The sequence below is a fragment of the Dongia sp. genome (assembly GCF_041918875.1).
Lineage (GTDB): Bacteria > Pseudomonadota > Alphaproteobacteria > Dongiales > Dongiaceae > Dongia.
In genome coordinates this window covers 44,169-69,743 of the sequence record NZ_JAYRUV010000014.1, presented here as the reverse complement: position 1 = coordinate 69,743, position 25,575 = coordinate 44,169, and the positions used below count along the sequence as shown (strand labels likewise).

Sequence of the window (25,575 nt, the reverse complement as noted above, 5' to 3'; positions counted from 1 at the left end):
GATAGTTTTGAATGGCTAAAGTGCGTCGCAACGCGCTCGATCTGTCGCTTGAGAGCGAATCGGCATCCGAAATGGTGCTGGCCGGTGCACGCGTGGGCGATTTCTGGGCGCTCCTCAAGCCGCGCGTCATGTCGCTGGTGGTCTTCTCGGGTTTCGCCGGCCTCTATGTGGCGCCCGGCCACGTCCATCCGCTGATCGGCGCGGTGGCGGTGCTGTGCATCGCGGTCGCCGCCGGCGCCTCGGGCGCCATGAACATGTGGTACGACCGCGACATCGACAGCGTCATGAGCCGCACCTGCGGCCGTCCCATTCCGAAAGGCTATGTGGCGCCGGAGCAGGCGCTGGCCTTCGGGCTGACCCTTTCCGTTTTCGCGGTCATGCTGATGGGCCTGGCCGTCAACCTGACCGCCGCGGCCCTCCTGGCCTTCACCATCTTCTTCTATGTCGTCATCTATACGATGTGGCTGAAGCGCCGCACGCCGCAGAACATCGTCATCGGCGGTGCCTCGGGCGCATTCCCGCCGATGATCGGCTGGGCCGCCGTCACGGGGCGGATCGACATCGCCTCGATCGCGCTCTTCCTCCTCATCTTCATGTGGACGCCGCCGCATTTCTGGGCGCTGGCTCTCTGGCGCAACCCGGATTACGCCAAGGCCGGCGTGCCGATGATGCCGGTCGTGGCCGGCATGCAGGCCACCAAGCGGCAGATGCTGGTCTACACGCTGCTGCTGGCGCCGATCGCGCTGGCGCCCGTCTATCTGGGTGTCGCCGGCTGGATCTATGGCGCCACCGCCATCATGCTCAACGTCGGCTTCATCTACCACGCCTGGCGCGTGCTGAAATCGGATGACATGAAGTGGCCCAAGCGCATGTTCGGCTTCTCGCTGCTTTATCTGTTCCTGCATTTCGCAATGCTGGTGATCGACCGCGCGCCCGGCCTCGTCGCCCTGCTGGGAAGGATTTGAGAATGGCCGGCCCCGACCCCATCGAACTGGAGCGGCTGAAGCGCCTCAGGCAGCGCAATTGGGCCCTGGCCGGCGCGCTCATCCTGTTCGTCGTCCTCGTCTTCGTCGTTTCCATCGTCAAGATGGGAGGTGCGTGATGGCCAGGACGCCCCTCGCGCAGCGCAACCGCAATGTGATGATGTCGCTGGTGGGCGTCGTCGCCGGCATGATCGGCCTCGCCTACGCCTCGGTGCCGCTCTACGACCTCTTTTGCAAGGCGACCGGCTTCGGCGGCACGCCGCAACGCGCGGAAGGAAATAACACCCAGGCCGGCACGCGCGACATGCGCGTGACCTTCAACACGGATCTGGGCCAAGGCATGCCGTGGCACTTCCGGCCGGAAGTCACGAGCATGGAAGTGCGTACCGGAATCACCTACAAGGCGCTCTTCATCGCCGAGAATCCGACCGACCGCACGATCACGGGATCGGCCACCTTCAACGTATCGCCGGACGTGTTCGGGCAGTATTTCGTCAAGGTGCAGTGCTTCTGCTTCGACCGCCAGGTTCTGAAACCCGGCGAACGGGTCGAGATGCCGGTCGTCTTCTTCCTCGATCCGAAGCTGGAGGAAGATCCGTATCTCGCCAAATTGCAGGATGTGACCCTGGCCTACACCTTCTTCCAGGTGCCCAACGACCCGGACGTGGCGGTGGGAACCGGCGGCGCGAAATCGGAAACCCGGCCGGCGGAAGCTGGCCAAGGCAGCGGCAGTTAAGTAGATTGTGACGAAATCCGGCCGATCAGGGGGACAACCCGGGGTGATCGGTCGTTTTAGAAGAGAGAGTGAGAGCCATGAGCGACGCGGCCCATAAGCCAAACCATCCCTACCACCTCGTCAATCCGAGCCCTTGGCCGCTGGTCGGCAGCCTTGCCGGCGGCGTGTTCTTCATGGGCATGGTGCTCTACATGCACGACAAGTTGCCGCTCTATGCGATCGTCCCCGGCCTGGTGATGATCCTCGGCACCATGTACGGGTGGTGGCGCGACGTGGTGCGCGAGGCCGAAGTGGACAAGGCGCATACCCCGGTCGTGCAGATCGGCCTGCGCTACGGCATGGCCCTCTTCATCGCTTCGGAAGTGATGTTCTTCGTCGCTTTCTTCTGGGCCTTCTTCGACGCCTCGCTCTTTCCCAAGGAAGCGATCGGCGGCGTGTGGCCGCCCCAGGGCGTGCTGGTGCTGGATCCGCTGGCCATTCCGCTGCTCAACACCCTCATCCTGCTGCTCTCGGGTTGCACCGTCACCTGGGCGCACCATGCCCTGCGCGAAGGCGACCGCAAGAGCTTCATCCAGGGCCTGTCGCTGACCGTGCTGCTGGGCGTCATCTTCACCAGCTTCCAGGCCTTCGAATATCTGCATGCGCCGTTCGCCTTCAAGGACGGCATCTATTCGTCGACCTTCTACATGGCGACCGGTTTCCACGGCTTCCACGTGATCGTCGGCACCCTGTTCCTGCTGGTCTGCCTGATCCGCGGCCTCAAGGGCCAGTTCACGCCCGACCATCATTTCGGCTTCGAGGCGGCCGCCTGGTACTGGCACTTCGTCGACGTGGTCTGGCTGTTCCTGTTCACCTTCGTCTACATCTGGGGTTCGGGTCCCGGGCCCTACCATGGCTGAGACGAACGGGTTCCGGTGAGGGTGCGTTGAGCGCGCCCTCGCCCATTCTGACCGGATTGGCCTGCCGTTGCCCGCGCTGCGGGCGGGGCAGGCTTTTTCGTGGCGTCTTGACGCTCAATGAGACCTGCCCGGCCTGCGGTGCCGACCTCAAATCGGCCGACAGCGGCGACGGGCCGGCGGTCTTCATCATCATGATCCTGGGCGCCATCGTCGCCCCCCTGGCGATCTGGCTTGAATTCGCCTTTGAGCCGCCCATCTGGGTGCATATCCTGATCTGGCCGGTGATCGTGGGCGGCGGCGCCATCGGCCTGTTGCGCCCGGCCAAGGGCATTCTCGTGGCCCTGCAATTCCACCACCAGGCCGCCGAACACCGTAACGAATAGACCCGATATGAATGCGCGTGCTTTCCGGCCAGGCCTGTGGCCGACCCTGTTCACCGTTCCGGCCGTGCTGTTCATGCTGGCGCTCTGCGTCTGGCAGGTGCAGCGGCTTTACTGGAAGGAAGGGCTGATCGCCGCGCGGGTCGAACGCACGACCGCTGCGCCAGTCGCCCTGCCGCCCGTGGGAAGCGACCTGGCCGAGGTGGAGTTCCGCCGCGTGGCGCTCGACGGCCGCTTCGATCACGCGCATGAATTCTACATGCCGGCGCGCTCCCAGAACGGCAATGTCGGCTATTGGATCGTCACACCGTTCCTGCCCGCCGACGGCACCCAGGCACTGCTTGTCAACCGCGGCTGGGTGCCGGAGGAAAAGCGCGACGCGGCGGCCCGGCCTGGCGGCCAATTCGCGAACGCAGTCGCCTTCGACGGCATCGTCCGCCTGCCGCAGGTGCAGGGCTGGTTCCAGCCGGACAATGAGCCGGCGAAGAACCGCTGGTTCTATCTGGCCCCGGCCGAGATGGCGGCCGCCAGCGGCCTAGCCTTCCGCGACGATCTCTATCTCGACGCGGTGAAGACCGAGATTCCGGGGAATTATCCCCTGGGCGGGCAGACGCGGATCCAGATGCCCAACGATCATCTGCAATATGCGATCACCTGGGGTGCCCTGGCCTTGGCGCTGGCCGTCATTTATGCCATCCATGGATTCAAGACCGGCAGCCAACGCGCGGAGTGATCCCGAAAGATGAGCAGCAACGCCTATACCCAGTTGGAAAAGCGCTTTGCCCGCATGGGCGCGCTCGGCGAAGCGGCCGGCATGCTGCATTGGGACATGGCAGCCGTCATGCCCGAAGGCGGCCATGAAAGCCGCGCCGAACAATTGGCCACGATCAACGTCATCGCCCACGAAATGCTGACCTCGGCCGAGACCGGCGATCTGCTGGCGCTCGCCGGCGAAGGTGGGCTCGACGAATGGCAGCGTGCCAATCTGCGCGAAATGAAGCGCGTCCACACGCATGCGACGGCGCTCAGCCCCGATCTGGTCGAGGCCAGCACCAAGGCGCGCGCGGCCTGCGAGAAGACGTGGCGCGAGGCGCGGCCCAAGGGCGATTTCAAGCTGGTCCTGCCCAGGCTGCAGGCCGTGCTCGACCTCACCCGCGAAGCCGCGGCGGCCAAGGCGGAAAAGCTGGATCTTTCCCCCTATGACGCGTTGATGGACGAATTCGAGCCAGGGGCGCGCGCTGCCGACATCACGCCGATCTTCGACGATTACGCGGCCTTCCTGCCGGATTTCCTGGGCCGGGTGCTGGAGCACCAGAAGCGCCAGGTCCCCATCGTCTACCCCAAGGGACCCTTCAGCATCGAGTCGCAGAAGAAGCTCGGCGAGAAGCTGATGGCGACGATCGGCTTCGACTTCCATCACGGCCGGCTCGACACCTCGCTGCATCCTTTCTGCGGCGGCACGCCCGACGATGTGCGCATCACCACGCGCTACAACGAGGAACAGTTCGCCGACGCCATGATGGGCGTCGTCCACGAGACGGGCCATGCCATGTACGAGCGGGGCCTGCCGGTGGCGTGGCGCCGCCAGCCGGTCGGCCAGGCGCGCGGCATGGCGCTCCACGAAAGCCAATCCCTGATCGTCGAGATGCAGGCGGCGCGCAGCCTTGCTTTCTGCCGCTACCTCTCTCCGCTGCTGAGCGAGACCTATCCTGGAAACGGGGCGGCTTTTGCGCCCGATAATCTCGCCCGCTTCTATACCAGGGTCGAACCCGGCTTCATCCGCGTCTCGGCCGACGAGGTGACCTATCCGGCGCATGTCATCCTGCGCTACCGGCTGGAACAGGCGCTCGTCGCGGGCGACCTCAAGCTGCCCGATCTGCCGGCGGCCTGGAACGCGGGCATGAAGCAGCTCCTCGACCTCACCGTCACCAGCGACCGCGAGGGTTGCCTCCAGGATATCCACTGGTTCGACGGCGCCTTCGGCTATTTCCCCTGCTATAGCCTGGGCGCCATGACTGCCGCGCAGTTCTTTGCCGCCGCCATCGATGCGGAACCCGGCATCCCGGCGGCGATCGAACGCGGCGATTTTGCGCCGCTCATCGGCTGGCTGCGCGTCAACGTGCATGGGCGGGCATCGAGCCTCAGTTCGCCCGAAATCATCCGCGCCGCAACCGGCAAGCCGCTCGATGCCGGGGTCTTCCGGCGCCACCTGGAAAGGCGCTATCTGAATGCGTGAAATCGGAGGATTCGGCGCCCCTTCGCCTTGTCCCCACGGCCGGCGCACACCCTAATCTGTGCGGTGTCACGGAATTCACTTAATCGCTTGAGTCGCCCGGCGTGGCTTGGCAGCATGGTGGCCTGGCTGGGGTGAATGAAGAAAAGCGGCGGCAGATCCTGGGCGACGATTGAACCGGCACGGCGGCCCTATGTCGCTTTGCTGGCAGCGCTGGGCATCGCCTATGCCTATCGCATCGCCTTCGAAATCGGGATTTATTGGCCGGAACTGGCCGCCATCCTGTGGGGAGCCCCGGCCCTTCTGCTGGCACCGCTCCTCCTCCTGGGCTGGCGCATGGCGCCGGTCTTGCTGGCAGCCGGCATTGGCGCGCGCTATCTCATCCAGGACGACTGGCCGATGGCCATTGCCACCGGAGCCGCCGATCTGGCCGGTGCCGGCCTTGTCTATCTATTGACGCTGGTTGCCGTGCCGATCGACCTGCGCCTGCGCTGGCAGCGCGACTTGTGGAAGCTGCTGCTCGTGGCGGCCGTGCTCGTCCCCGCCGCGGTATTCACCGCCACCACGAGCGTCGCGACCATGATGGGGGCCGTCCGCGACCCCATGCCCGCCTTCATCGTCATGCTGGGCGCCAACGCCGTGACCTTGCTGGCGGTCGTTCCCTTCATGCTCGTCTGGACGACGCAGGCCCAGTCGCGCCCGCCCTATCGGGCCGAATTGTTCTGGGTCGCGGTCGCGGCGTCGCTGTTCCTATGGCTGACGCTGAATCCGCCGCTTTCCATCATCCGCGAACTGGTCTTCCTGTGTCTGCTGGCCCTGCCGCCGGCGTTTTATGTACTGACCCGATATGGAAGGCGCGGCGCCAGCCTTGCCGCTCTCGCCTTCGCGCTCATCATGATGAGCGGGTCGCATCATGGCGCGATCCTCTTCCACCATATCGCCGGAACGCATGAGCATGCGGCGCTGATGCTGTTTCTGCTGAGCTGCGAGCTGGGGCTGATCGCGGCCGCGGTGGCGCGGTCGGAACATGACCGGCAGCAGGACCGCATCGCCGAGAATGAATCGCGGCTGCGCATCCTCATCGACAACAACAAGGTTTCGCCCTATGCCATGCCGGGGCCGGACTTCATCACCTATTCCTTCATCAGCGACCGGATCGAGGCGATGACCGGCTATTCGATCGCCGAATGGCACAAGCCGATGGCCTGGTTCGGTTTCATGGACCCGGAAGACCGCGTGCGCATGGAACAGATCACGGGCCGCGATTTGAAGCCGGAGCAGGATTACGAATGGGAGTACCGCCTCATTCACCGGGACGGTTCGACCGTGTGGATCCGCGACCTCTTCCGCATCGACCGCAAGGCCGATGGATCGCTGGAGCTGCGCGGCATGATGACCGACGTGACCGTCCTGAAGACCAGAGAGCTGGCATTGGCCCAGCGCGAGCGGGAACTGCAGGAGGCACGCCTCCATGCCGAGGAGGCAAATCGCGCCAAATCGAGCTTCCTCGCCTCGATGAGCCATGAACTCAGGACGCCGATGAATTCCATCATCGGCTTTGCCGAAGTCCTCAATGCGGAATCGTTCGGGCCGCTGACACCCAAGCAGCGCGAATATATCGAGGACATCGCCGATTCAGGCCAGCACCTCCTCACCCTCATCAACGACATCCTGGACATGTCGAAGATCGAGGCCGGCCGCTTCGAGCTCAACGAGGAGCTGGGGGAGCTGGCACCGCTCATCGCCGGGTCCGCGCGGCTCAACGAACGGGAAGCCGCCAAGCGCCAGGTCGGCATCGAGATCGACAATCCGGTCGCCAATCTCGGCCTCTACGCCGACCAGCGCAGCGTGCGCCAGATTCTCATCAACCTCATCTCCAATGCCGTTAAATTCAGCCAGGCGGGCAGCGTGGTCAGCGTCACTGTCCGCCGCCCGCCGGCCACGGGCAAGGATGGCATCGCCATCGCCGTGACGGATCGCGGCATCGGCATGACGCCCGAGACCCTGGCCCGCATTTTCGAACCCTTTTTCCAGGGTTCGGGCGCCGATTTCCGCCATAAGCGGGAGGGAACCGGGCTGGGACTCGCCATCTCGCAGAAGCTGGCCGAAATGCATGGCGGCAAGGTCAGCATCGAAAGCGTCTTCGGCAAGGGCACCACCGTGACCCTGACCTTGCCCGAATCCCGCCTGCATATGCTGGAGACCCTGACGCGCACGACCGGCTGAAAGTCGCCATTCCGGGGACGATGCGTCGGGGACGCCCGCAATATGACTATTTCGCAAGCCCGGCAACGCCCCGAAGGCGCCGCCTTCGCTTGTCAGGGACGGCCCGCCCCCGTAATTTGGGTCCGATTTCGCAGTCCCGATCCAGACGAGGTTTCCCTTGCGTTACATCAGCACCCGCGGCCAGGCGCCGAAACTCAATTTCGAGGCGGCCCTGCTTACAGGGCTGGCACGCGATGGCGGGCTCTATGTGCCGGAGGCCTGGCCGCAATGGAGCGCCGCCCAGTTCCAGAAACTTGCTGGCAAGCCCTACCGCCAGGTGGCGGCGGCGGTGATGAAGCCCTTCATCGGCACCACCCTGAAACCGGCCCAGCTTGAAAAGGCCATCGCCGCTGCCTACGGCACCTTCCGCCACGAAGCCGTGGCCCCCCTGGTGCAGGTCGATGAGAGCCTTTGGCTGATGGAGCTGTTCCACGGACCCACCCTTGCTTTCAAGGATGTCGCCCTGCAGATGCTGGGCCAGCTTTACGACATCGTGCTCAAGGAGCGCGGCGAGCGCATTACCGTGGTTGGCGCCACCTCCGGCGATACCGGCTCGGCCGCCCTTGAGGCGTGCAAGAATCGCGCCTCGATCGACATCTTCATCCTGCATCCCAAGGGCCGCGTGTCCGAGGTGCAGCGCCGCCAGATGACGACCATCGAAGCCGACAATATCCACAACATCGCCATCGACGGATCGTTCGACGATTGCCAGGACATGGTGAAGGCCATGTTCAACGATCCCGGGTTCCGCGACCGCATCAACATGTCGGCGGTGAATTCGATCAACTGGGCGCGCGTGATGGCGCAGATCGTCTATTACGTGACCGGCGCCCTGGCATTGGGCGCGCCGGACCGGGCCGTCAACTTCGCCGTGCCGTCGGGCAATTTCGGCAATGTCTTTGCCGGTTATGCGGCGCGGTCGATGGGGTTGCCGATCGACCGGCTGATCGTGGGTTCCAACCGCAACGACATCCTGACCCGCTTCTTCGCCTCGGGCGCCATGAAGATGAGCAAGGTGACGCCATCGCTCTCGCCCTCGATGGACATCCAGGTTTCCAGCAATCTCGAGCGGCTGCTGTTCGATCTTTTCGATCGCAAGGGCGAGAAGCTGGGTGCCGCCATGACGGCCTTCCGCGAGACCGGCAGCTTCGCCGCCCCCAAGAAAGGCTGGGCGCAGACGGCCAGGCTGTTCAAGGCGCACCGGCTGGACGACCGCGAGACGCTGGCTGCGATGCGGGACATCCACAAGCGCACCGGCATGCTGGTCGACCCGCATTCGGCCATCGGCCTGGCGGCGGCGCTCGATGAACGCAAGCCGGGCAGGCCCGGGGTCGCGCCAACCATCGCGCTGGCCACCGCCCATCCGGCCAAGTTCCCCGATGCGGTGGAAAAGGCAACCGGCATCCGTCCGGCGCTGCCGGCGCACCTTGCCGACCTGCTGGCGCGCAAGGAACGGCTTTCGGAGCTACCCAACGACCTCAAGAAGGTGCAAGACTACGTGCTGGCCCATACGCGCCTCGGTCACAACAGGTAGGCTGGCACAACAGGTAGGCTGGCACAACAGGTAGGCTGGCAGAGCGGTCAAGCGGGCATAACAGGCAATAGGTCCCATCGCATTGGATATGATCACCAGCAAGGCCGATGCGAGCGTCGAAGTGACGACGCTCGATAACGGTTTCCGCATCGCCAGCGACCGCATGGCGTCGGTCGAAACGATATCCCTGGGTGTCTGGGTCGGTATCGGCACGCGCCATGAAGGGGCGGCGGAGAACGGCGTGTCGCACCTTCTGGAGCACATGGCCTTCAAGGGCACGCGGCGCCGCTCGGCGCGCGACATAGCGGTCGAGATCGAGAATGTGGGCGGCGTGCTCAACGCCTATACGGGGCGCGAGCAGACCGCCTATTACGCCAAGGTCCTCTCCGGCGACCTGCCGCTGGCCGTGGACCTCATCGCCGACATCCTGCAGCATTCGACCTATGACGCGACGGAGCTGGAGCGCGAACGCGGCGTCATCCTGCAGGAAATCGGGCAAGCTGAAGACACTCCTGACGACATCGTCTACGATTATTTCCAGGAAGCGGCTTTTCCCGACCAGAGCATGGGCCGGCCGGTGCTGGGCCGTGCCGAAATCGTCGCCGGTTTGCGCGCCGACGAGATCGCCGCCTACCAGACGAGCCACTATCGCCCCGGCAACATGGTGCTGGCCGCGGCCGGGAATCTGGAACATGCGCGGCTGGTCGATCTGGCGGTCAAGGCCTTCGACAGTCTGCCGCTTGGGCATTCGGCGGCGCCGGAGCCGGCGCGCTATCGCGGTGGCGAGACGCGCTACGGCCGCGAACTGGAGCAGGTCCATATCCTGCTCGGTTTCGAGGGGATCGGCATTCACGACCCGGACTATTATACCGGCGCCGTACTCTCGCAGCTTTTCGGCGGCGGCATGTCTTCGCGTCTTTTTCAGGAAGTGCGCGAGAAGCGCGGCCTCGTCTATGGCATCCACAGTTTCGCCAGCGCCTGGAAGGATGCCGGCCTTTTCGGCATCTATGCCGGCACGGGCGAGGACGAGGCCGGGGAATTGCTGCCGATCGTCTGCGACGAGTTGCTGAAACTGCCGCACGATATTTCCGCCGAGGAATTGCACCGCGCGGCAGCACAGCTCAAGGCCGGCATCCTCATGGCGCGCGAGAAAACCAGCGCGCGCTGCGAGCAGCTGGCGGCGCAATTGCTGATCTACGACCGGGTTCTCAGCCCGGCCGAGATCGTGGCCAAGGTCGACGCGGTGGGAGTGGCCGACCTCGCCCGCGTGGCGAGGCGCCTCGTTGCCGGCAACCCGACCCTCACCGCCATGGGGCCGGTGGGAAAGGTCATGGACCTTGAATCTTTGCGCGGCCGCCTGCAGGCTTGAATCGTCGAAACAGCCGGCGCCGGGCCGTTCCCCAGCCACGGCCCGGAGATAGTGGCCCAGATATAAAGGCTGGGGATGAAGCATGTTTCTGTTCGAACCGACCTACCGGCCCAAGCCGCCGGTCCTGACGGGCGAAAGAGTTTACCTGCGGCCGCCCCTGCTGGCGGACTATCGCGCCTGGGCGGAACTTCGCGGGCATAGCCGTGCTTTTCTCGAACCCTGGGAACCGGTCTGGGGTGAGAATGCGCTCTCGCGCGGCACCTATCGCGGCCGCGTCAGCCGCGTGGTGCGGGAATGGAACAGCGACCTTGGCTATGCTTTCTATATTTTCGCCACCGGCAGGAATGGCCTCGCCCGCGAGACATTGCTGGGTGGCGTCAATCTCAACAATGTGCGGCGCCTATCCGCGCAATGCTGCAATCTGGGCTATTGGATGGGGGAACCCTTCGCGGGCCAGGGACTGATGCATGCGGCGCTAGATCTGCTGCTGCCCTATGCCTTCGCACCGCTGGAAGCCGAGCAGCCGGGTCTGGGCCTGCATCGCATCGATGCCGCCTGCATCCCGGACAATGACCCCAGCAGGCATCTGCTGCGTCGCTGCGGTTTTCGCGAAATCGGCCTGGCACCCGGCTATCTCAAGATCGCCGGCGACTGGCGCGACCATCTCTGCCACCAATTGCTGGCGGAGGAATATGGGGGGCTATCCCGTCAGCATCTTGCTTGACGCTGAAGCAGCGCTATCTCACGCGTGGCCGATATCGCCCGAGAGCGCGCTGATGTTGACGCCGAGCTTGCCGATGCAGCGTTCCCATTTCTCGTTGAGATCGTCATCGAAGATGAGTTCTTCGTCGGCCGGCACGTTGAGCCAGGCATTGGCCTGCATCTCGGCATCCAATTGACCTGGCCCCCAGCCGGCATAGCCCAGGGCGAGGACCGAGCGGCGCGGGCCTTGGCCGGCGGCGATGTCGCGCAGAATATCGAGTGTCGCGGTGAGGCCGATTTCCGAACCAACTTTCAGCGTCGCATCCTCGACATAATCGGCCGAGTGCAGCACGAAGCCGCGGCCCGTTTCGACCGGGCCGCCGGAGCGGATACGGATATGTTCGGCATCCGGCACCGGATCGATGCCGAGCTGGCTCAGGAGATCGGGGAAAGTGAGAGCGCCGACCAGCCGGTTGAGAACAAGCCCCATGGCGCCGTCGCTGGTATGGGCGCACAGATAGATGACGGTCCGGGTAAACCGGGCATCGCGCATATGCGGCATCGCGACGAGCAGTTGCCCTGTCATAAAGCCCTGATGTAAAAGCCCTTTATGCATGGCAGACAGTCCGTATTCGGTCAAGTTCGGCCCTGTTTGGCGGCAAAATGACGCGCTGCCGGTGAAACAAGATGGCAGCGCCATCCGTAAGCCCTGAGGGTATAATTGCGCTGGAAAGTTGGCAAATAGTGAATCTCTTGGCGTATATCAAGTCTTTGCGATGGCTGGCGAATTCGGGCCGGATGGGGGCCGTTCTGGGCCTGCTGGCGGGCGTTCCGGGACCTCTCGGCCCGGCCTTGGCGCAAGATTCGGCCACGACCGACCAGACGCGCGTTGAGCTTGTCTCGGCCGTCACCGCCACCGGCGATCTTGCCAAGATTCCGCTGGGTGTCGCCATCACGCTGAAATCCGGGTGGAAGACCTATTGGCGCAGCCCCGGCGATGCCGGCTTTCCGCCCAGCATCGACATAGCCGGGTCGGAGAATGTGGCGGCGGCGGACCTTGCCTTCCCGGTGCCGCACCGGTTCGAACTCTTTGGCCTGCAGACCTTCGGCTATGGCGAGGAAGTCGTCTTTCCGTTGAGTATCACGCCGCGCCGGCCGGGTTCGCCGATCGGCCTGCGCGCCACTCTGCGCTATCTCGTCTGCGAGCAGATCTGCATTCCCTATGAACATCGACTAGCCCTCGACCTGCCAGCGGGTACGGCCGCGGTCAGCGACGATGCCGCCCTGATCAGCCGCTATCAGGCGCTGGTGCCCGATGCTGGTGCCAAGGCCCGCTTCAGCCTGCAGGATGTGCGGGTGGAGGACGACACGCTTGCCATTCTGCTGCGCTCCGACGGTGCGCCGCTGCTCAAGCCCGATGCCATCGTCGAAGGACCGAGCGGTCTCTATTTCGACAAACCCAAAGTCGAAATATTGGAGGCAGGCCGCCTCGCCCGCCTGACATTGCCGATCGACCGCCAGCCGGAGGCGCCCGATCCCGCCAGCACCGCGCTGACGCTCACCGTCTTCGACGGCACGCGCGCGCTGGAGCAGAACGTGGTGCCGGAAATATTCGCCGATGTGGCGAGGCCGGCCCCCGTTTTGCCCGCGGAATCGCGCCTGTGGCCGATGCTGCTGGTGGCCTTGACCGGCGGATTGATCCTCAACGTCATGCCCTGCGTGCTGCCGGTGCTGATCCTGAAGCTCAGCCATGTGCTGGAGCATGCGGGTGCCGCGCGGCGGCACATGCGCACCGGATTCCTCGCCAGCGCCGCCGGCATCGTCACCGCCTTCATGGCGCTGGCCGGCGTCCTCATCGCCGTCAAGGCGAGCGGCGAGAGTATCGGCTGGGGCATCCAGTTCCAGCAGCCTGTCTTCCTCGGCGCCTTGGCGCTGCTCTGCTTTGCGCTGGCGGCCAATGTCTGGGGCCTGTTCCAGATTCCCGTGCCGGCGATCGCGGGCGCGCTCGGCAATATCGCCGACCGGGCGGAACCGCGCCGGCCGCTGCTGGCAAGCTTCACGACCGGCATTCTCGCCACCGTTCTCGCGACACCCTGTTCGGCGCCTTTCGTCGGCACGGCGGTGGGCTTCGCCCTGGCGCGGGGCCCGGGCGAGATCGTCACGATCTTTGCAGCGCTCGGCCTGGGCCTTGCGCTGCCCTATCTCGCCATCGCTTCGTTTCCACATCTCGTTGCCTGGCTGCCGCGCCCCGGCCGCTGGATGCTGTGGATGAAGCGGGCGCTGGGGCTGTCGCTGGCGGGGACCGGATTGTGGCTGGCTTTCATCCTGGCCCAGCAGACCGGCCTCATCGCGCCGACAGCGCGCGACGACGGCATCGCGTGGACGAGGTTCGACGCCGCGGCGATCCCCGCTTTGGTGAAAGAGGGCAAGGTCGTCTTCGTCGACGTCACCGCCGAATGGTGCATCACCTGCAAGGCGAATAAGGAGTTCGTCCTGATGCGGGAGCCGGTGCTGGGCGCCCTCCATGAAACGGCGGCGATGCGGGCCGATTGGACCAATCCGGATCCCGCCATCAGCGCCTATCTCGCCAGTTTCGGCCGATTCGGGATTCCGATGAACGTGGTCTATGGGCCGGCGGCGCCGGATGGCATTCTGCTGCCCGAATTGCTGTCCAGTGACGGTGTGATGAACGCGCTGCGACAGGCCAAATAACCGCAAAAATCCGACTGGCTTTGCGCGCTTGGCAATGGTGCCGGGCCGGGCCTATATCTAGACCCCTATTCATTCGTTGCCCCAGTTCAACCCGGGGCACAGCAGGCGATGGCAACCTTCGGGGCGCCGGAACTCACAGAAAGGATATCTCTCATGACGATCAAGGTTGGCGACAAGATTCCATCGGTCTCGCTGAAGACGATGGACAAGGACGGCATGCAGACCCTGTCCACCGACGATATCTTCAAGGGCAAGAAGGTCGTCCTGTTCGCACTTCCCGGCGCCTTCACGCCGACCTGCTCGGCCAAGCACTTGCCGGGCTTCGTCAACAATGCCGCGGCGCTCAAGGGCAAGGGCGTCGACACCATCGCCTGCCTCTCCGTCAATGACGCCTTCGTCATGGATGCCTGGGGCAAGGTGCAGAATGCCGGCGACAAGGTGTTGATGCTGGCCGACGGCAATGCCGATTTCTCCAAGGCCGTGGGCCTCACCATGGACGGCACCGGCTACGGCATGGGCCTGCGCGCCAGCCGCTATGCCATGGTGGTCGACGATGGGGTGGTGAAGGCGCTCAATGTCGAGGCGCCGGGCGCCTTCGAAGTGTCGAGCGCCGAAGCGATCATGAAAGCGCTCTGAGACTTTCAGGGTTCTTGCCGAACGAAGGGCGGTGGCGCAAGCTGCCGCCCTTTCCCGTTGTCCACCTTTCCGGATTCGCATGACGGCCGATTCGCCGCATATTCACCTCTCGCCGGCCCTCGAAATCCTTCGGCGGGTCTATGGCCATGAGGATTTCCGCGGCCGCCAGGCGGAGATCATCGACCATGTCGCCAAGGGTGGCGACGCGCTGGTGCTGATGCCCACGGGTGGCGGCAAATCGGTCTGCTACCAGATCCCCTCCCTGCTGCGCGAGGGGGTGGGCATCGTCGTGTCGCCGCTCATCGCCCTGATGCAGGACCAGGTGGCAGCGTTGCAGCAGATGGGTGTCGCCGCCGCCGTCCTCAATTCCAGCCAGAGCCTCGATGAGATGCGCGGTGTCGAGGCACAGCTGCGCCAGGGCGGACTGCAGCTTCTCTATGTGGCGCCCGAGCGGCTGATGACGCCGCGCTTCCTCGAGCTGCTGCATGCGCTGAAGATCGCGCTCTTCGCCATCGACGAGGCGCATTGCGTCTCGCAATGGGGTCACGATTTCCGCCCCGAATATATCCAGCTTTCGGTGCTGCACGAGCAGTTCCCGGAGGTTCCGCGCATTGCGCTGACCGCCACCGCCGACCGCGAGACGCGCGAGGAAATCCGCCAGCGCCTGGCGCTGCGGGAAGCGGAGGTCTATCTCACCTCCTTCGACCGGCCGAACATCCGCTACCGCGTCACCGAACGAACGGATGCAAAACGCCAGCTGCTGGCCCTCATCGAAGCCGATTATGCGGGCGAGGCCGGCATCGTCTATTGCCAGTCCAGGAAGAAGGTCGAGGAGACAGCGGCCTGGCTTGCCGGCCACAAGATAAAGGCGCTGCCTTATCATGCCGGCATGGATGCGGAGGCACGGCGCAAGAACCAGGAACGGTTCCTGCGCGAGGACGGTATTGTCATGGTCGCCACCATCGCCTTCGGCATGGGCATCGACAAGCCGGACGTGCGCTTCGTGGCCCATCTCGATCTGCCGAGTTCCATCGAGGCCTATTATCAGGAAACCGGCCGGGCCGGGCGCGACGGACTGCCGGCCGAGGCGTGGCTGGCTTTCGGTCTTGCCGATGTCGTGCTGCTGCGCCGGCGCATCGAGGAATCGGAGCTTTCCGACCAGCGCAAGGTAGTGAGCCGGCGCAAGCTCGACGCCCTGCTCGCTTTCTGCGAGGCGACCAGTTGCCGGCGGGTAGCGCTCCTTGCCTATCTTGGGGAAGAGTCGCGGCCTTGCGGCAATTGCGATGTCTGCCTGGAGCCGGGCGAGACCTGGGACGCTACCGTGCCGGCGCAGAAGCTGCTCTCCGCCTGCTGGCGCACCGGCCAGCGTTTCGGCATCGGGCACCTCATCGACGTGCTGCGCGGCGAGGCAACCGAGAAGGTGATGCGTTTCGGCCATGACCGGTTGCCGGTCTTCGGCATAGGGCGCGATGTCGATGGGCAAGTATGGAAGACACTCGGCCGCCAGCTCGTCTCACTGGGCTATCTCATCGTGCAGAGCGACCAGTTCAACACGCTGGCGGTGAGCGAGAGCGCACGGCCCTTGCTGAAAGGCGAAGCGGCTTTGCCGATGCGCCGCCCGACGGTGAAGATGGGTCGCGGCAACAGGCCGCGCCGCAACGGCACGGCGGACGCCACGACCGCAGCGGCACTCACCCGCGCCGACGTGGCGCCGGATTTGTGGGAGGCGCTGCGCAACCGCCGCCGCGACCTCGCCACGGCGCAGAATCTGCCGCCCTATGTTATCTTCCACGATGCAACGCTGCTCGCCATCGCCCAAGCGAAGCCGGAGCGCCTGGAAGATTTCCTTTCCATCCCCGGCATCGGCGAACGCAAAATGAAGCGCTACGGCGCGGATTTCCTCGAGGTGCTGGCTGCGTTCAGGTAGGCCCCCTCTCCCTAACCCTCCCTCACGTTGGGGGAGGGAACTCCAGTGAGCCTGTCGCATAAGCCACAGCAAGCTCGGTGAGCCCCCTCCCCCCAACGTGGGGGAGGGTCGGGGAGAGGGGGTGTCAGAACACCACCTCGGCCGTCTTCTTTACCGTCACCGCGCACTTCCCCGCGTCAAACCCGTCGAGCAGCATATTGTGGTGCGCGATGATCTGGTCGTAGGTGAGGGCCCCACGGTCGCCGGTCATGTGGCCGTCGCCGAGCAGGGTCACGTCATAGCCCATGGTGACGGCGCGCCGGGTCGTGGTATCGACGCAATATTGCGTCATGCAGCCGCCGATGACGAGATGCGTGACACCACGCCTTTCAAGTTCATCCTGCAAGTCGGTATCGAAGAAGGAATCGCAAGCCGTCTTGTGCACCAGCGCCTCGCCGGCGGCGGGCGCGATTTCGGGGCGCAGTTCCCAGCCCGGCTGGCCCTTGGCCAGGCGGTGGTCGCCCACATCGTTATGCTGCACGACGACAACCGGCACGCCGGCTTTTCGCGCCCGCTGCTGAATAGCCTGCAGGCGCGCAACCACTTCGTCCAGTGCCCGGTCGAGGATCGGCTGCCGCGCCGCCGTGCCGGCCCCGTTAAGGATGGCCTTCTGGACATCGATGATCAGCAGGGCCGTCGTCATGCGGGGCATTTCCTTTCGCTCTATCGGCGTTCACTCTATCGCCGGGGAACAGCCGCCCGCGCCAGGGCGTCGGCCCGTTCGTTTTCGTCATGGCCGTTATGGCCCTTGACCCAGATCCAGTCGATCTTGTGTCCTTTGAGGGCCGCGTCAAGGCGCTGCCAGAGATCGACATTCTTGACGGGTTTCTTGTCGGCCGTTTTCCAGCCGCTGCGCTTCCAATTGTGAATCCAGCTGGTGATGCCGTTCTTCACATACTGGCTGTCGGTGTGGAGGCGCACATGGATATTGCCCTTGAGCGCCTCCAGGGCCGAAATGGCCGCCATCAATTCCATCCGGTTATTGGTGGTGATTGCCTCGCCGCCCGAAAGCTCCTTTTCCACCGCGCCATAGCGCAGGATGGCGCCCCAACCGCCCGGCCCCGGATTGCCGCTGCAAGCGCCGTCGGTGAAGACGTCGACAACCTTGAGCTCAGCTGACGCCGTCATAGGCCGTAGGCACCGATGCTGCTGGCTTGCTGATGGAAGCGCAGCTTCTTCAGATATTCCAGCGGATCCTTCGGTTGCACGAAGGCGCCCGGCGGATGGTTGAGCCAGTCATAAAGGCGCGTCAGCAGGAAGCGCAAGGCACCGCCGCGCGCCAGCACCGGCATCGCCGCCAGCTCCTTCTCCGGCAGCGGTCGCAGTCTGGCATAGCTTTCGATCAGCATCTTCGCCTTGGTCACGTTGAACTCGCCCCCCGCCTCGAAGCACCAGGCATTGAGGCAGATGGCGATGTCATAGGCCAGGAAGTCGGTGCAGGCGAAGTAGAAATCGATGAGCCCTGAGAGACGGTCGCCGAGGAAGAAGACATTGTCGGGGAAAAGGTCGGCATGGATGACACCGACCTCCAGATCCTGCGGCCAATGACCTTCGAGATAGGCAAGCTCGTCCTCGATCGCCCGCGCCAGGCCCGGCGACACCTCATCGGCGCGATCCCTGGTATTGGCAACCAATGTGCGCCAGCCGGAAAGCGACAGGTTGTTCGGACGCTTCAGCGCGAAGTCGCGGCCTTTCAGATGAAATTCGGCCATCGCGGCACCCAGCAGCTGGCAGTGCCGCTCGGTCGGACGGCGCGGCCACATGCCTTCGAGGAAGCTGATGACCGCCGCCGGCCGGCCGCACAGTTCGCGCAGGGCTTCACCGTCCCGCGCCTTGATGGGCGTCGGGCAGCTGAGACCCTTGGCGGCCAGATGTTCCATCAATCCCAGGAAGAACGGCAGGTCGCTCCTGTTCACACGCTTTTCATAGAGGGTCAGGATGTAGCTGCCCTTGGTCGTGCGCATGAGGAAGTTGGAATTCTCGACGCCCTCGGCGATACCTTTGCAGGAAATAACCTCGCCGATGTCATAGGCTCTGACGAAGGCGGCCAGGTCGCCATCCGGTACTTCGGTATAGACAGCCATGGGAAGATCCGGATCGGTTATGCCGTGAGGGCGCGGGGCAGTTTGAAATGCGTGGTCTCGGTGGTGACGGAGACCTCGTCGGTGAGGATGTCGAAGCGGTCGCGCAAGGCGCCGATCACTTCCTGCACCAGGATTTCCGGCGCCGACGCGCCGGCCGTGATGCCGACCGTCCTGACGCCACCGAACCAGGCCCAATCGATCTCGGCGGCCTTCTGCACGAGATGCGCGTGCGCGCAGCCGGCAACGCGCGCCACTTCGACCAGGCGGCGCGAGTTGGAGGAATTCGGTGCGCCGATCACCAGCATCAGGTCGCATTTCTCGGCAATCGCCTTCACCGCCTGCTGACGGTTCGTGGTGGCGTAGCAGATATCTTCCTTGCGCGGTCCGTGAATGGCCGGGAAGCGGCGCTTCAAGACCGAGATGATGCCGATCGTGTCGTCGATGGAGAGCGTCGTCTGCGTGATATAGGCCAGCGCCAGCGGGTCCTTGACCTCGATCCGCTCGGCATCCTCGGCGGTTTCGACCAGCGAGACGGCGCCTTCCGGCAATTGACCGATGGTGCCGATCACCTCCGGATGCCCGGCATGGCCGATGAGGATGATGTGCTGGCCGGCGGCGAAATGCCCCTCCGCCTCGCGGTGCACCTTGGAGACCAGCGGGCAGGTGGCGTCGAGATACATGAGCTCGCGCCGCTCGGCCTCGGCCGGAATGGCCTTGGGGACGCCATGGGCCGAGAAGACCACCGGGAACCGGCCGGGGATTTCGTCGAGCTCCTCGACGAAGATGGCGCCCTTTTTCTCCAGCGCCTCGACCACATGGCGATTGTGGACGATCTCGTGGCGCACATAGACCGGGGCACCATAACGCTCCAGGGCCCGCTCGACGATCTGGATGGCGCGGTCGACTCCGGCGCAGAAACCACGCGGCGCGGCCAGATAGACGTTCAGCTTGCTCTTGCTCAGCCTGCTCTCATTCATGGGGCTCGCCCGGTGCCGGTGGAATTTGCCTGGAATATAGGGTTTTCAAGTCCCGAGGCAATGCCAAAGGGGTCATAATGGGATCGAATTCGGTCACGTCGCCGCCCATCTCCGCCCCCGGTTTATCTCCCCGCCTGTCCCCCTGGCTTGTCCCCCTGGCTTGTCGAAGCCCGGCTGCTCAACTAAAGTCCGTCAATTAGGGTTAATTCGGTCAGGATTCGGTGCCGGCGGGGTGCACGGTCCGGGCCGTGTCCGAGAGGAAATGGCAACGATGACGGGTCCGCAGATCGCGCAGAAAGCGCCGTTCAAGGTCGATGTCGAAGCCGGCAAATCCTATTTCTGGTGCGCCTGCGGGCGCAGCCGGAAGCAACCCTTCTGCGACGGCTCGCATAAGGGTTCGGAATTCAGCCCGATCAAGTACGATGCCACCCTGGCCAAGGCCGTTTTCTTTTGCGGCTGCAAGCATTCCCATAAAGCCCCGCTTTGCGACGGGACGCATTCGAAACTCTGAGTGCGGCATCGGCTCGCGCGGAAAGGACGATGATGAATTCGACGACCTCTTTGGGGAAAAATCTTCTTGGCCTGCTGGGCGGCGCTTTGCTGCTCGGCGGCTGCGTCGATCCGATCCCGCAGCAATCGCGCCCCTGCCCGCCTGTCAAAGTGGTGCAGGATGCCGCCTACCTCACCCGCTTTGCCGGGGAGAGCGAAGACCTCGCCGACACATCCTTCGAAGCACGCATCGCGCGCTCGAAATCCTTCTGCACCTATGTGATCAACACCGACAGCGGCGAAACGACGATTCGCAGCGAGATCAGCGTCGAATTCGCCGCTTCGCGCGGGCCGAAGAACCCGGACAGCACGGCCAAGTTCAATTATTGGATTCGCGTCACCGGCCCGGGCGGCAGCCAGCTTTCCAGCCAGACCCTGGATGTCGAGATTCCCTTCACCGCCGCCAAGGTGCAAGGCGCCGTGCAGGATGCCGTCAATATCCTGACGCCGCTCAAACAGGGCGAGAATGGCGATTTCTACCGCATCTATATCGGCCTGGCGGTGAACGAAAAGGAACTGGCCTATAACCGGCGCAATCCCCAGTTCTAAGATTAGCCACCGGCGGGCATGCCGCATCCGCACATAAAAATGCCGCTTGACGGATAGTCGCGCGGCGGCCCATGTTGCGCGCGGCAAAACCCGTTGTCGGGAGAGACCTCGCCCCAGCCAGAGTGACTGGGGCCAGGCGCCGAAGGAGCAACCGCCCCCGGAAACTCTCAGGCAAAAGGACCGACACGGGGAAAAACTCTGGAAAGCGGATGGCCCCACACCTGGGCTTCATCCCACCGAAGGAGTAAACCGCCAGCCTTGATCGGCGCGCTTTCTTGCGCGCGAGGGCCGACGGCCAATCTCTCAGGTTCCGAAGACAGAGGGGGGTCGCGCGGGAAATCCCCATAAGGAATTCCCGGTCGCGGTCGCCATTCGTCGGAGGGCTTTCAGTGAGTGCCGCTACCGGGGCCGATGCGCCCCTTCTTTCCACCGCCTTGCATGATCTGCATGTCGAACTGGGCGCCAAGATGGTGCCGTTCGCCGGCTATGACATGCCTGTGCAATACCCGGCCGGGATCCTCGCCGAGCACCTCCATACCCGCGAAGCGGCGGGTTTGTTCGATGTCTCGCATATGGGCCAGGTCCGCATTCGGGGCGAGAGTTTCACTGCCGCCGCCGCGGCGCTCGAGCGCCTCTGCCCGGCCGATTTCATGGGCCTGAAGCCCGGCCAGCAGCGCTACAGCTTCTTCACCGACAACGCCGCCGGCATCCTCGACGATCTGATGGTGACGCGCATGGGGCCGGGGACGGAAGCCGACCATCTCTTCATGGTCGTCAACGCCGGCTGCAAGGATGCCGACATCGCCCATCTCAGGGCCAATCTCAATGGCCGCTGCGAGATCGAAGTCCTGGCCGACCGTTCGCTGGTGGCGCTGCAGGGGCCAAAGGCCGCCACCGTCTTTGCCCGCCTCGCACCCGACAGCGCCAAGATGAAGTTCATGAACGGAGCGAAGCTGAAAGCCGCCGGCTGCGACCTCATCGCCACCCGTTCCGGCTATACCGGCGAGGATGGGTTCGAGATTTCGGTCGCCAATGCCGATATCCACGCCTTGACCCGGAAGCTGCTGGCGGAACCGGAGGTGAAGCCGATCGGCCTCGGTGCACGCGATTCGCTGCGCCTCGAAGCGGGGCTCTGCCTCTATGGCAACGACATTACCGAAAAGACCAATCCGGTCGAGGCCAGCCTCGTCTGGGCGATCCAGAAACGCCGGCGTGAGGAAGGCGGCTTTCCCGGCGCCGGCATCGTGCAGCGGCTCCTGAGCGAAGGGCCGGCGCGCCGGCGCGTCGGCATCCTGCCCGAAGGCAAGGCACCAGCCCGGGCCCATACCGAGATCACCGACCAGAGCGGCCGCGTCATCGGCGAGATCACGTCGGGCGGCTTTGGTCCGAGTCTCGGGGCCCCCGTCGCCATGGGCTATGTCGAGAAAGCTCATTCGGCCGTCGGCACATCCGTCAACCTGATGGTGCGCGGCAAGGTCTTGCCGGCAAAGGTCGCCGCCATGCCCTTTGTGCCGCATCGGTATCATCGAGGCTAGGCCAGTGCAAAATCATGCAGCCATTGCCTTGTCGTGCCCGCTTTCGCGGGCATGACAAGGAGAGAAGAGAAACGTGGTTAGTTTCACCGGGGAACGGCGCGACGATCCGTCGAAGCGCCACAACGAAATTGAGGAGAGCATTTCCATGAGCGGTATCCGCTTTGCCAAGGATCATGAATGGGTGAAGGTCGAAGGCGATGTCGCCACCATCGGCATCAGCCCCTATGCGCAGGAACAGTTGGGCGATGTCGTGTTCGTCGACCTGCCCGCCATCGGCAAGAAGGTGGAAAAAGGCAAGGAACTGGCCGTCGTCGAATCCGTGAAGGCGGCGAGCGAAGTCTATGCGCCGGTCTCGGGCGAAGTGGTCGAGGTCAACGAGGCGCTGGGCGACACGCCCGGCACGGTCAATGAGGATGCGCTGGGCAAAGGCTGGTTCGCCAAGGTGAAGATGTCCAACAAGGCCGAGCTCGACGCCCTCATGGACGAAGCCGCCTACAAGACCTATTGCGAGGGGTTGCACTGAAATGCGCTTCCTGCCGCTGACCGAGCCCGACCGCCAGGCGATGCTGGCCAAGGTCGGGGTGCCCTCGGTCGACAGCCTTTATGCCGACGTGCCGAACGGCGCGCTGCTGAAGGCGCCCATCGCCGGTCTTTCCAACCACATGTCCGAGATGGAGGTCGAACGTTTCATCGGCGCCATGGCGCGGAAGAATCTCGGCACCGATCAGGCGCCGAGCTTCCTGGGCGCCGGCGCATACCGCCATCACGTGCCGGCGGCGGTCGATCATCTCATTCAGCGCGGCGAATTCCTTACCTCCTACACACCCTACCAGCCGGAAGTGGCGCAAGGGACGCTGCAATACCTCTTCGAGTTCCAGACCCAGGTGGCGCTCCTCACCGGCATGGAAGTGGCCAACGCCTCGATGTATGACGGCGCCACCGCGACCACCGAAGCCGTCGCCATGGCCAACCGCGTGACGCGGCGCAAGAAGGCCGTCATCTCCGGCGGGCTACATCCGCATTACCGCGAAGTGGTCGAGACTCATGGCCGCCACACCGGCTTCGATACGGTCTCGGCACCACTCGACGCATCCGGCAAGGAGGATATCGCCAGGCATCTCGGCCCCGATGTCTCCTGCGTCGTCGTGCAGAATCCCAGCTTTTTCGGCCATATCCACGATTTCACGAAGCTTGCTGAGGCAGTTCATGCCGCCGGTGCGCTTCTGATCGTGGCGGTGACCGAAATCGTCTCGCTGGGCCTTCTCTCGCCCCCTGGCGAGATGGGCGCCGATATCGTCGTCGCGGAAGGCCAGTCGCTCGGCAATCCGCTGGGTTTCGGCGGTCCCTATGTCGGGCTCTTCGCCGTGCGCGAAAAGTTCGTGCGCCAGATGCCGGGCCGCGTCGTCGGCCAGACGGTCGATGTCGACGGACGGCGCGGCTGGGTGCTGACCCTTTCCACGCGCGAGCAGCATATCCGCCGCGAAAAGGCCACCAGCAATATCTGCACCAATTCCGGTCTCTGCGCGCTGGCCTTCACCATGCACATGACGCTGCTGGGTGAGGCTGGGCTCAACAAGCTGGCGGTGCTCAACCACGCCAATGCCAGCAATCTCGCCGACCGTCTGGGCGCCATTCCGGGCGTGAAGCTGCTCAACGAGAGCTTCTTCAACGAGTTCACCTTGCAGCTGCCAAAGCCCGCCATCGGCGTGGTCGAGGCATTGGCCACGCGGCGCATCCTGGGCGGCGTGCCGGTCGCGCGCATGGTGAAGGACAAGGCGGCGGAAAATCTGCTGCTCGTCGCCGCCACCGAACTCACCACCGAGGCCGAGATGAATGCCTTCGAGGCCGGCCTCAAAGAGGTGCTGAAATGACCAAGCCCAATCCCCTGACCAACACCATCTCGGGCAATCGCGGCCTGCAGCTCGAAGAACCGTTGATTTTCGAGATGGATGTGCCCGGCCGTGCCGGCGTCGATCTGCCGGACGTGCCCAAGCACAAGGAACGCCTCGGCGGAATCAAGCGCAAAGGCCGGGTCGGCCTGCCGGGCCTCGCGGAATCCCAGGTGGTGCGCCACTATACCAAGCTCAGCCAGAAGAACTATGCGATCGACATGTCGGTCTATCCGCTGGGCTCCTGCACGATGAAGCACAACCCGCGCATCAACGAGAAGATCGCGCGCCTCCCCGGCATCGCCGATCTTCATCCCATGCAGCCGGTCTCGACCGTGCAGGGTGCCTTGGAAGTGATCGACACGCTGGCGCATTGGCTGAAAACCCTGACCGGCATGCCGGCCGTGGCCATGTCGCCCGCCGCCGGCGCCCATGGCGAGCTTTGCGGCATGCTCACCATTCGCGCAGCCCATCTGGCCAAGGGCGACGCCAGGAAGCGCATCCTGGTGCCGGAATCGGCCCATGGCACCAATCCCGCGACCGCCGCCTCGATCGGTTACGAAGTCGATCCTGTCCCCGCCGATGAGCGCGGCCGCGTCGACCTTGCGGCCTTCAAGGCCAAGCTCGGTCCCGATGTCGCCGGCACGATGATCACCAACCCCAATACCTGCGGCCTGTTCGAGAACGACATCATCGACATCGCCGATGCGATCCATGGCGTCGGCGGCTATTTCTATTGCGACGGGGCCAATTTCAACGCCATCGTCGGCCGCGTGCGGCCGGGCGATCTCGGTGTCGACGCGATGCACATCAACCTCCATAAGACCTTTTCGACGCCTCATGGCGGCGGTGGCCCGGGTTCCGGCCCCGTGGTCCTATCGAAGGCCCTCGCCCCCTATGCGCCGCTCCCTTACGTGACGCATGGCCCGAACGGGTTCGACCTGGTGGAGCTTGATGACGGGACAGCCTTCGGCCGCTTGAAAGGCTTCCATGGCCAGATGGGCATGTTCACCCGCGCCCTCTCCTACATCCTCAGCCATGGCGCCGATGGGTTGCGCCAGGTCTCGGGCGATGCGGTCTTGAATGCCAATTACCTGCAGGCCAGCCTCAAGGGCGATCTTTCCGCTGCCTTCCCCGGCACCTGCATGCATGAGGCGCTGTTCAACGACGACTTCCTGGAAGGTACGGGTGTGACCACGCTCGATTTCGCCAAGGCGATGATCGACGAGGGCTACCATCCGATGACCATGTATTTCCCGCTGGTCGTGCATGGTGCCCTGCTGATGGAGCCGACCGAGACCGAAAGCAAGATCGGGCTCGACCGCTATATCGACGTCGTGCGGGGTCTCGCTCGCCGCGCCAAGGCTGGCGAAGCCGCCTACTTTCACGGCGCCCCCTACCACACGCCGCGCCGGCGCCTCGATGAAACGCTAGCCGCCCGCCAGCCGGTCCTGCGCTGGAAGCCGGAAGAAGCCAAGAAAGCGGCGGAGTAGCCGAAACAACCCTTCACCCCGACCCCTCGCCCCACGAAATGGGGCGAGGGGTCGCTTGCCTCACGCTCCCAGGCCCGCTTACAT

25 protein-coding genes and 1 riboswitch are annotated in these 25,575 nt (G+C 64.3%); of the genes, 20 read left to right on the top strand and 5 right to left on the bottom strand.

Annotated features, from left to right (window positions below; translation table 11 throughout):
* The first annotated feature begins 71 nt into the window (after positions 1-71).
* From cyoE to ACE3TY_RS15400, 11 genes are all read left to right on the top strand, one after another.
* Entirely contained in the window at positions 72-965 is an 894-nt protein-coding gene (gene cyoE, locus ACE3TY_RS15450) for a heme o synthase (RefSeq protein WP_374654666.1), read from the top strand.
* 2 nt (positions 966-967) lie between these two features.
* Positions 968-1,102, top strand: a complete 135-nt coding sequence (locus ACE3TY_RS15445) for a hypothetical protein (protein ID WP_374654519.1) — start codon at positions 968-970, stop codon at positions 1,100-1,102.
* Positions 1,102-1,719 carry a cytochrome c oxidase assembly protein gene (locus ACE3TY_RS15440; RefSeq protein WP_374654517.1) on the top strand — a complete coding sequence of 206 codons (618 nt, stop codon included), beginning with the start codon at positions 1,102-1,104 and terminating at the stop codon, positions 1,717-1,719. Before ACE3TY_RS15445 ends, ACE3TY_RS15440 begins: the two co-directional genes overlap by 1 nt.
* A 77-nt stretch (positions 1,720-1,796) precedes the next feature.
* Positions 1,797-2,618 (top strand): cytochrome c oxidase subunit 3, encoded by an 822-nt coding sequence (locus tag ACE3TY_RS15435; RefSeq protein WP_374654515.1) that lies wholly within the window; start codon positions 1,797-1,799, stop codon positions 2,616-2,618.
* 26 nt (positions 2,619-2,644) lie between these two features.
* Positions 2,645-3,001: a DUF983 domain-containing protein gene (locus tag ACE3TY_RS15430; RefSeq protein WP_374654513.1), complete on the top strand. Its 357-nt coding sequence runs from the start codon at positions 2,645-2,647 to the stop codon at positions 2,999-3,001.
* A 7-nt stretch (positions 3,002-3,008) separates the two neighbouring features.
* On the top strand, positions 3,009-3,731 hold the full coding sequence (locus ACE3TY_RS15425; RefSeq protein ID WP_374654511.1) for an SURF1 family protein: 723 nt from the start codon (positions 3,009-3,011) through the stop codon (positions 3,729-3,731).
* 9 nt (positions 3,732-3,740) lie between these two features.
* Positions 3,741-5,234: a carboxypeptidase M32 gene (locus tag ACE3TY_RS15420; protein ID WP_374654509.1), complete on the top strand. Its 1,494-nt coding sequence runs from the start codon at positions 3,741-3,743 to the stop codon at positions 5,232-5,234.
* Positions 5,235-5,369: 135 nt separating this feature from the next.
* A complete protein-coding gene (locus ACE3TY_RS15415; RefSeq protein ID WP_374654507.1) occupies positions 5,370-7,457 on the top strand; it encodes an ATP-binding protein in 2,088 nt (695 codons plus the stop codon).
* A gap of 157 nt (positions 7,458-7,614) precedes the next feature.
* Positions 7,615-9,030, top strand: a complete 1,416-nt coding sequence (gene thrC / locus ACE3TY_RS15410) for a threonine synthase (RefSeq protein WP_374654505.1) — start codon at positions 7,615-7,617, stop codon at positions 9,028-9,030.
* A gap of 88 nt (positions 9,031-9,118) precedes the next feature.
* Entirely contained in the window at positions 9,119-10,399 is a 1,281-nt protein-coding gene (locus tag ACE3TY_RS15405; RefSeq protein ID WP_374654503.1) for a M16 family metallopeptidase, read from the top strand.
* 82 nt (positions 10,400-10,481) lie between these two features.
* The gene (locus tag ACE3TY_RS15400) at positions 10,482-11,123 is read left to right on the top strand and encodes a GNAT family N-acetyltransferase (protein WP_374654501.1); all 642 of its coding nucleotides are present in this window, start codon (positions 10,482-10,484) and stop codon (positions 11,121-11,123) included.
* Between the two features lie 18 nt (positions 11,124-11,141).
* Here ACE3TY_RS15400 and ACE3TY_RS15395 read toward each other — a convergent pair whose 3' ends face one another.
* Complete coding sequence (locus ACE3TY_RS15395) at positions 11,142-11,717, bottom strand: YqgE/AlgH family protein (RefSeq protein WP_374654499.1); 576 nt, start codon at positions 11,715-11,717, stop codon at positions 11,142-11,144.
* Between the two features lie 182 nt (positions 11,718-11,899).
* Between ACE3TY_RS15395 and ACE3TY_RS15390 the strand changes: the two genes are divergently transcribed.
* The 3 genes from ACE3TY_RS15390 (at position 11,900) to recQ (ending at position 16,376) form a co-directional block, all read left to right on the top strand.
* Positions 11,900-13,813: a protein-disulfide reductase DsbD family protein gene (locus ACE3TY_RS15390; protein ID WP_374654497.1), complete on the top strand. Its 1,914-nt coding sequence runs from the start codon at positions 11,900-11,902 to the stop codon at positions 13,811-13,813.
* Positions 13,814-13,966: 153 nt separating this feature from the next.
* The gene (locus tag ACE3TY_RS15385) at positions 13,967-14,449 is read left to right on the top strand and encodes a peroxiredoxin (protein WP_374654495.1); all 483 of its coding nucleotides are present in this window, start codon (positions 13,967-13,969) and stop codon (positions 14,447-14,449) included.
* A gap of 79 nt (positions 14,450-14,528) precedes the next feature.
* Positions 14,529-16,376, top strand: coding sequence for a DNA helicase RecQ (recQ, locus tag ACE3TY_RS15380; RefSeq protein ID WP_374654493.1), 1,848 nt, complete (start codon positions 14,529-14,531; stop codon positions 16,374-16,376).
* A 124-nt stretch (positions 16,377-16,500) separates the two neighbouring features.
* Here recQ and ACE3TY_RS15375 read toward each other — a convergent pair whose 3' ends face one another.
* From ACE3TY_RS15375 to ispH, 4 genes are read right to left on the bottom strand one after another with little or no spacing between them, the layout of a single operon-like run.
* The gene (locus tag ACE3TY_RS15375) at positions 16,501-17,058 is read right to left on the bottom strand and encodes a cysteine hydrolase family protein (RefSeq protein ID WP_374654491.1); all 558 of its coding nucleotides are present in this window, start codon (positions 17,056-17,058) and stop codon (positions 16,501-16,503) included.
* A gap of 35 nt (positions 17,059-17,093) precedes the next feature.
* Entirely contained in the window at positions 17,094-17,543 is a 450-nt protein-coding gene (rnhA, locus tag ACE3TY_RS15370; protein WP_374654489.1) for a ribonuclease HI, read from the bottom strand.
* Positions 17,540-18,499 (bottom strand): homoserine kinase, encoded by a 960-nt coding sequence (locus ACE3TY_RS15365; RefSeq protein WP_374654487.1) that lies wholly within the window; start codon positions 18,497-18,499, stop codon positions 17,540-17,542. Before ACE3TY_RS15365 ends, rnhA begins: the two co-directional genes overlap by 4 nt.
* A gap of 17 nt (positions 18,500-18,516) precedes the next feature.
* On the bottom strand, positions 18,517-19,476 hold the full coding sequence (ispH, locus tag ACE3TY_RS15360; protein WP_374654485.1) for a 4-hydroxy-3-methylbut-2-enyl diphosphate reductase: 960 nt from the start codon (positions 19,474-19,476) through the stop codon (positions 18,517-18,519).
* A gap of 271 nt (positions 19,477-19,747) precedes the next feature.
* On the opposite strand from ispH, the gene ACE3TY_RS15355 reads away from it, so the two are divergent.
* The 6 genes from ACE3TY_RS15355 to gcvPB all read left to right on the top strand — a co-directional run bounded on the left by ACE3TY_RS15355 (position 19,748) and on the right by gcvPB (position 25,491).
* The gene (locus ACE3TY_RS15355) at positions 19,748-19,987 is read left to right on the top strand and encodes a CDGSH iron-sulfur domain-containing protein (protein WP_374654483.1); all 240 of its coding nucleotides are present in this window, start codon (positions 19,748-19,750) and stop codon (positions 19,985-19,987) included.
* A gap of 29 nt (positions 19,988-20,016) precedes the next feature.
* Positions 20,017-20,574, top strand: a complete 558-nt coding sequence (locus tag ACE3TY_RS15350) for a hypothetical protein (protein ID WP_374654481.1) — start codon at positions 20,017-20,019, stop codon at positions 20,572-20,574.
* An 87-nt stretch (positions 20,575-20,661) separates the two neighbouring features.
* Positions 20,662-20,767: riboswitch (glycine riboswitch) on the top strand.
* A gap of 196 nt (positions 20,768-20,963) precedes the next feature.
* Positions 20,964-22,109: a glycine cleavage system aminomethyltransferase GcvT gene (gcvT, locus tag ACE3TY_RS15345; RefSeq protein ID WP_374654479.1), complete on the top strand. Its 1,146-nt coding sequence runs from the start codon at positions 20,964-20,966 to the stop codon at positions 22,107-22,109.
* A gap of 145 nt (positions 22,110-22,254) precedes the next feature.
* Positions 22,255-22,632, top strand: a complete 378-nt coding sequence (gcvH, locus tag ACE3TY_RS15340; RefSeq protein ID WP_374654664.1) for a glycine cleavage system protein GcvH — start codon at positions 22,255-22,257, stop codon at positions 22,630-22,632.
* 1 nt (position 22,633) lies between these two features.
* On the top strand, positions 22,634-23,980 hold the full coding sequence (gene gcvPA / locus ACE3TY_RS15335) for an aminomethyl-transferring glycine dehydrogenase subunit GcvPA (protein ID WP_374654477.1): 1,347 nt from the start codon (positions 22,634-22,636) through the stop codon (positions 23,978-23,980).
* Positions 23,977-25,491 carry an aminomethyl-transferring glycine dehydrogenase subunit GcvPB gene (gene gcvPB, locus ACE3TY_RS15330; RefSeq protein ID WP_374654475.1) on the top strand — a complete coding sequence of 505 codons (1,515 nt, stop codon included), beginning with the start codon at positions 23,977-23,979 and terminating at the stop codon, positions 25,489-25,491. The genes gcvPA and gcvPB overlap by 4 nt, the downstream gene beginning before the upstream one ends.
* Positions 25,492-25,575 lie beyond the last annotated feature (84 nt).

Bases quoted from the DNA above. Each gene is read 5' to 3' on its own strand.
- ACE3TY_RS15445 (WP_374654519.1), top strand. From the start codon at position 968: ATGGCCGGCCCCGACCCCATCGAACTGGAGCGGCTGAAGCGCCTCAGG.
- ACE3TY_RS15405 (WP_374654503.1), top strand. From the start codon at position 9,119: ATGATCACCAGCAAGGCCGATGCGAGCGTCGAAGTGACGACGCTCGAT.
- ACE3TY_RS15350 (WP_374654481.1), top strand. From the start codon at position 20,017: ATGATGAATTCGACGACCTCTTTGGGGAAAAATCTTCTTGGCCTGCTG.
- ACE3TY_RS15365 (WP_374654487.1), bottom strand. From the start codon at position 18,499: ATGGCTGTCTATACCGAAGTACCGGATGGCGACCTGGCCGCCTTCGTC.
- ACE3TY_RS15425 (WP_374654511.1), top strand. From the start codon at position 3,009: ATGAATGCGCGTGCTTTCCGGCCAGGCCTGTGGCCGACCCTGTTCACC.
- ACE3TY_RS15390 (WP_374654497.1), top strand. From the start codon at position 11,900: ATGGGGGCCGTTCTGGGCCTGCTGGCGGGCGTTCCGGGACCTCTCGGC.
- ACE3TY_RS15395 (WP_374654499.1), bottom strand. From the start codon at position 11,717: ATGCATAAAGGGCTTTTACATCAGGGCTTTATGACAGGGCAACTGCTC.
- ispH (WP_374654485.1), bottom strand. From the start codon at position 19,476: ATGAATGAGAGCAGGCTGAGCAAGAGCAAGCTGAACGTCTATCTGGCC.
- ACE3TY_RS15355 (WP_374654483.1), top strand. From the start codon at position 19,748: ATGACGGGTCCGCAGATCGCGCAGAAAGCGCCGTTCAAGGTCGATGTC.
- ACE3TY_RS15435 (WP_374654515.1), top strand. From the start codon at position 1,797: ATGAGCGACGCGGCCCATAAGCCAAACCATCCCTACCACCTCGTCAAT.
- rnhA (WP_374654489.1), bottom strand. From the start codon at position 17,543: ATGACGGCGTCAGCTGAGCTCAAGGTTGTCGACGTCTTCACCGACGGC.
- ACE3TY_RS15385 (WP_374654495.1), top strand. From the start codon at position 13,967: ATGACGATCAAGGTTGGCGACAAGATTCCATCGGTCTCGCTGAAGACG.
- cyoE (WP_374654666.1), top strand. From the start codon at position 72: ATGGTGCTGGCCGGTGCACGCGTGGGCGATTTCTGGGCGCTCCTCAAG.
- ACE3TY_RS15440 (WP_374654517.1), top strand. From the start codon at position 1,102: ATGGCCAGGACGCCCCTCGCGCAGCGCAACCGCAATGTGATGATGTCG.
- ACE3TY_RS15375 (WP_374654491.1), bottom strand. From the start codon at position 17,058: ATGACGACGGCCCTGCTGATCATCGATGTCCAGAAGGCCATCCTTAAC.
- recQ (WP_374654493.1), top strand. From the start codon at position 14,529: ATGACGGCCGATTCGCCGCATATTCACCTCTCGCCGGCCCTCGAAATC.
- gcvH (WP_374654664.1), top strand. From the start codon at position 22,255: ATGAGCGGTATCCGCTTTGCCAAGGATCATGAATGGGTGAAGGTCGAA.
- ACE3TY_RS15415 (WP_374654507.1), top strand. From the start codon at position 5,370: ATGAAGAAAAGCGGCGGCAGATCCTGGGCGACGATTGAACCGGCACGG.
- gcvPB (WP_374654475.1), top strand. From the start codon at position 23,977: ATGACCAAGCCCAATCCCCTGACCAACACCATCTCGGGCAATCGCGGC.
- ACE3TY_RS15420 (WP_374654509.1), top strand. From the start codon at position 3,741: ATGAGCAGCAACGCCTATACCCAGTTGGAAAAGCGCTTTGCCCGCATG.
- ACE3TY_RS15400 (WP_374654501.1), top strand. From the start codon at position 10,482: ATGTTTCTGTTCGAACCGACCTACCGGCCCAAGCCGCCGGTCCTGACG.
- gcvPA (WP_374654477.1), top strand. From the start codon at position 22,634: ATGCGCTTCCTGCCGCTGACCGAGCCCGACCGCCAGGCGATGCTGGCC.